We start from the raw sequence: 4,874 nt of genomic DNA, 5'->3' as shown, positions 1-4,874 counted from the left end.
GCCCGATTTTGGCGTGCAGCTTTCCGACCTCTGCCGCCGATATCGTCGGCTCCGCGGTCGCCTGGCCGGTGAAGGCCTGTGCCATGTTCTCAATCGCGGTCCGTTTCCAGCCGCTGATCATGGTAGGGTGGATGTCATACTTCTTGGCCAGCTCGGCCGTCGTCAGCTCCTCGCGGATGGCTTCCAAAGCCACCTTCGCCTTGAACTCTGCCGAATAGCGTTTCCGTTTCGTCATTTCTGTGCGTTCTTCCTCAGACACTACAGATTAGCACCCGGTCCGAAATCCCGCGACCACCTCTTGGCTCAGGTGGCGGACTTTGTCTGCTGTTTCATCGGCGATGGCGCCTATGACGGCGCGCCACCGGCGGCGATGATCCGAGATGTCTTTGGGCCGGATGTGGAGTTGGTTATTCCGCCACCGGGCAACGCCGTCCCGGGCGATTGCGCGATCCAAAAATGCCCATATCCAGATGATCGCCGACCACGGCCGGATCGCCTGGCAGAAGGCAACTGGCTACGGTCAGCGCTCCCGTAGCGAAACCCAGATCGGTCGCTACAAGCAGGTGATCGGACCCGCGCTACGAGGCCGAAATATGGAGAGCCAGACGACCGAGCCTCTAATCGCCGTCGAAGCCCTCAACCGCATGACCGACCTCGGTCGCGCGGCCTGTGAGCGTGTCATCTGTTCAGGCAGGGAAAGCGGCAAATGCGCCCTCAGCTTGATCTATGCAACAAGCTCCCGTCATCGGCCCCATGGTGCGCGCCATCCTTGCTGCCATCCGCCGTCTTCGGGCGCCTCCGTCATGCCCGTGACCGCGATCTTGATCCAAACAAATCGAAAAAGGCAGGACAGGTCTGTCCTCCATGCTGACGAACCCCGCCGCAGGGCCTTGGATGGCGATGGTGGACGGCTAACCTCGCCAATCTTCGGGCGGGTCCGCGATCACACGAACCACCCGGGGCACAAGACACTTGATGGGCTGACCCCGTCAGGCGACTATGCGTTCAGACGGACGGCTACTTGGGGAATGTCAGTTAATCAGGAGTTCTGAATCCGTGCGCCCATCTCTTGCGATCATCATGGTGTTACCCGCTCCGACCGCGGGCGCACATGCGACAATTGCTAGCCTCTTTGAGCTTAAGGTCGATGCGCTCGAACTGATCATTGTCTCGACGAACAAAACCGATTGGCCGCCGACCGCGAGAAGTAACGATCACATTTTAGTTTCGCTCTGTGCGACAATTGAAGATGCCATTCACACCGTCACTGCGCGAGCTGTCATTTTTTTGGCCCAAGGTCAAAAATTACAGATGCGTGACGCTATCGAGACGCACGGCGACCTGACGGTTTTCTCTGCGACGCAGTATAACGGGTTGGGTACCTCGTCCGCCTCGGGTCTGAAAATATGGGAAGATCCAACCGGGAGGTACGGGTTTGCAGCCCTGACTGGACAGTGCGCTTTTGAGACCACGTTTCTGAGAATGGTTTGGTCACGTTATCGGGACTGCTCGAAAGATCAGGGACATCGCTTTCCCGACTGCCTCCACTTTGCCGGTCAGTACCTCGCTCAGGATGTTCATCACTCGTCACAGGTGCACATCGTCGATAATCTCTGCCAGACGGCTTTCGATGACCTGCGCAACCTTGAGAGAGTCTTTTATCAGCGGCGCCATCATTCGAAAAGAGATGCCTGGATCGCGCGCGAAGTGTATGAAACGACGCATCGCTACTTTCCTGTCCGAAAAAAATTCGGAGTCGAGTTTCTGCGGCGCTGGTCAACGCTGGTGCCCCAAGGCGTACGTCTGGGCAAAGTCTTTCCCGATAGCCGGCTTTTCGCAGATGGCTTGCCGGATCTGTTCGCGCTGGCTGCAAAAAAGGGGGCCCTATCCGTTTTGCAAGCGGCTGGAGAGGCGCGGTTTCCCGATATCGCAGACATCTACGGGTTAGTTGATGAAGAGGTCCAGAACGATAGCGTTCTCGAGACGACACTGGCCTGGAGAGACTTCAGAACAGTCCCCTCATCACCATCAGGCCACGCGCCTCCTTTAGGGCGGCAGGTCAAGAGGATCATTTTGCATGTCGGACTGCCAAAATGCGGAAGCTCGGCGTTGCAGCATATGCTTGCCTTCAACCGGGTGAAATTGATCCGGCAGGGAATGCTGTTTCCAGCCAGCGGAATTCAACTGGCGACTGGCGTTCGTCGCCATCGGATTTCTGGTCATTATAAGCTCTTTCGCGATCTTCTCGAGCCGACGCGGCGCGGCGTGGCGCAAAGCGATATCGCCAAAGAACTGCGCGCAACAAACTGGGACATTGACACGTTGATCTTGTCATCGGAGGGCATAACCTGGCTGCAATTGTGGAAAGACGGCCAATCCTTCGCGCGGATTTGTCAGGTTTTGGCTGCGGATCGATTGGACGTCGTCTATGTCACCCGCGATCCCGGAAATTGGACCCGGTCGCTCTACAAGGAACTTTGCACCAGCTTTCAAGATGAGGTGCCTCGATATGACATCTTTCGCGACCATTTGGAAAAAACCGGACTTATCGAACATAACCGCGTGTTGGAACGTCTTAAAGACATTGCACCGAACGCGCATTTTCACACGTGCAACTTGGATATGGCCCACGGTGACGGTCTTCTTGACTGGTTTTTCGATGAATTTTCGATCGATAGAGACCGATTTGACACGCCCTCCCGATCACTGATGAATACGAGCTATTCGAACACGCAAGCCATTCTGTTTCGGGACTTCAAAACCGCGCGCCGCCGCTCCCGCGAGGAAAAGTCAGAAGCAACGCGATATTTCCTTGGCACGATATCGCAAACCCAGACAGAGCCGGCGGCATGGGTCAACCGCTCCCCTGATCAACGCAAGGCCGCGTTCCGGGACCACCTGTCGCGTTGGCGCGAACCGAGCCAGAACCAAGCGAGCATTCCGTCCGCGCTGTATGCGGGTGGTGGGTGCCATCGCTTGGCCCCGGGTGTGCATTGGCGAGTTCTGCCTTGCGGGGATCTTCTGTGGAGTTGGGAAGGCTCAGGCGACGCTCAACACAAGATGATCGCTCAGGACGAGACCACGCGACTTACAAGCACGGTGGTCAACTTTGGTGAAAAGCGTGTGTGTGTAATGACCCAAGATGACGTGCTGCGCTTTGTGAAGCCTGACCCAAAACGCGCGACGCTTCATCTGCAAATCGGGGACCCCACTCATCCCCTGGTCGACAATTGGGTGTCATTTCGATCGCTAGCCGAGTCCCGCTATCTTTTCCCTGATGTCGGGCTTGTGCCCGAACGCGGCATTCGCGGCGACGAAGTATCGGCGGTGCTGGCGGGCATGCACGAAGCGGAAATCGTCGATCTCACCCGGCCCTGGTTCGATCACAGGTTTTATCTGGCAAACAATCGCGGCGTTACCAAATCCGGTATTGACCCATCGGTTCATTTTCATCGCGAGGGCTGGAAGGACGGGCGGCGGCCCAATGGTTGGTTCGATACATCCGAATACATGGATCTCCGCCCGCGTCTGCGCACTGAGGGCCTCAATCCATTCGCGCATTTCATTCTCAGCGAGGCACTGAACGCCGCGCTCACCGCGGGACTTACTTCGGAGTTGTCAAGTTAACTGTCTTTTTGGAGGTTCGTTGATCGGTGAGAGCATCGGAGAGGAAGTAGGCCACGTCAGAGGCGGAATGCTCCTGCTGCGGGTGGCTTGGAGGTTGTCCACCTTTGCTGCTCTCTCAGCGGGAAAAAAGCGGGAGGATCTTCGCCAGGTTCTTATGATGTGACCGCTCGAGCGTGTTGCATGAATTCGGCTCACGGCGTAGCAGGCGGTCTGATCAGCCCCACTTGAGTGGTCCAATCTGATTGTGAGTGCATGACTGGCCTCCGGTTCATCCTGACGACGGTTTCCGGAGCCGGTGGGCGGTAGCCCAATGCGCTGTGTGGTCGTTTCGTGTTGTAGTGTTTCCTCCATTGTTCGATCAGAACTTGGGCTTCTCGCAGGCTGTAGAAGGTTTCGCCATTCAGGAACTCATCGCGGAAACGGGCAGTGAAGCTCTCCACATATCCGTTCTCCCAGGGCGATCCAGGTTCGATGTAAGCCGTTTTCGCGCCGACAGCTTTGATCCAGTCCTGTACGGCCTGAGCAACGAACTCCGGGCCATTGTCAGACCGAATGAACGAAGGCACACCGCGCAGGATGAACAGGTCGCTCAGCACATTGATGACGTTGCCTGAGTTCAGCTTCCTGTCGACACGGATCGCCAGACATTCCCGGCTGTACGCGTCAATGATATTCAATGTCCGGAACGCCATCCCATCGTCCGTGCGGCAATGCACGAAGTCATATGACCAAACATGATTTGGATGCTCAGGCCGCAACCGGACACACGAGCTGTCGTTCAGCCAGAGCCGTCCCTTCTTTGGTTGCTTCATTGGGACTTTCAGCCCCTCTCGTCGCCACAGCCTTTCGACGCGCTTGTCGTTCACATGCCAACCAGCATCTCTGAGCAGTGCTGCGATCCGACGATAGCCATACCGTCCATATTGCCGGGTTAGCTCGATCATATCCGCCACCAAGCGCTCTTCGTCTGGACGACCAATGGGTACCTTGCGCTGTGTCGATCGGTGTTGTCTCAGAACGCGACACGCGCGACGTTCCGAAACGTTCAGTTCTGCACGAACACGATCAATGCAGGTACGGCGACGAGCGGGGCTCAGAAGTTTCCCTTTGCGGCCTCCGCCAGGATCAGCTTGTCCAGGGTCAGATCCGAAACAGCCTTGCGCAGCCGCTCATTCTCTTTCTGAAGACGCTTTAGTTCCTTCAATTGGTCCGTGCCCATTCCACCGTACTTTTTCTTCCAGCGGTAG

The 4,874-nt window shown here is 56.8% G+C and carries 3 protein-coding genes and 1 pseudogene; 2 read left to right on the top strand and 2 right to left on the bottom strand.

All coding sequences use genetic code 11. The features are described from left to right. A partial coding sequence (locus FEV53_RS19590) for a transposase (protein WP_142834367.1) occupies positions 1-235 on the bottom strand: 235 nt, incomplete at its 3' end. A 235-nt stretch (positions 236-470) separates the two neighbouring features. Between FEV53_RS19590 and FEV53_RS19585 the strand changes: the two genes are divergently transcribed. Further along, positions 471-1,052, top strand: a complete 582-nt coding sequence (locus FEV53_RS19585) for a hypothetical protein (RefSeq protein ID WP_142836339.1) — start codon at positions 471-473, stop codon at positions 1,050-1,052. Positions 1,053-1,056: 4 nt separating this feature from the next. Further along, positions 1,057-3,627: a hypothetical protein gene (locus FEV53_RS19580; RefSeq protein ID WP_142836338.1), complete on the top strand. Its 2,571-nt coding sequence runs from the start codon at positions 1,057-1,059 to the stop codon at positions 3,625-3,627. A 191-nt stretch (positions 3,628-3,818) separates the two neighbouring features. Here the strand turns inward: FEV53_RS19580 and FEV53_RS19575 are convergent. Beyond that, positions 3,819-4,874, bottom strand: a pseudogene (locus tag FEV53_RS19575) (IS3 family transposase); the annotation flags it as partial.

Source organism: Palleronia caenipelagi (assembly GCF_007004065.1).
Classification (GTDB): domain Bacteria; phylum Pseudomonadota; class Alphaproteobacteria; order Rhodobacterales; family Rhodobacteraceae; genus Palleronia; species Palleronia caenipelagi.
Note: the sequence above shows the minus strand (reverse complement) of the source record. Positions and strands in the feature narration are given on the sequence as shown.

Coding starts and splice junctions, on each gene's coding strand:
- FEV53_RS19585 (WP_142836339.1), top strand. CDS start 471: ATGATCGCCGACCACGGCCGGATCGCCTGGCAGAAGGCAACTGGCTAC.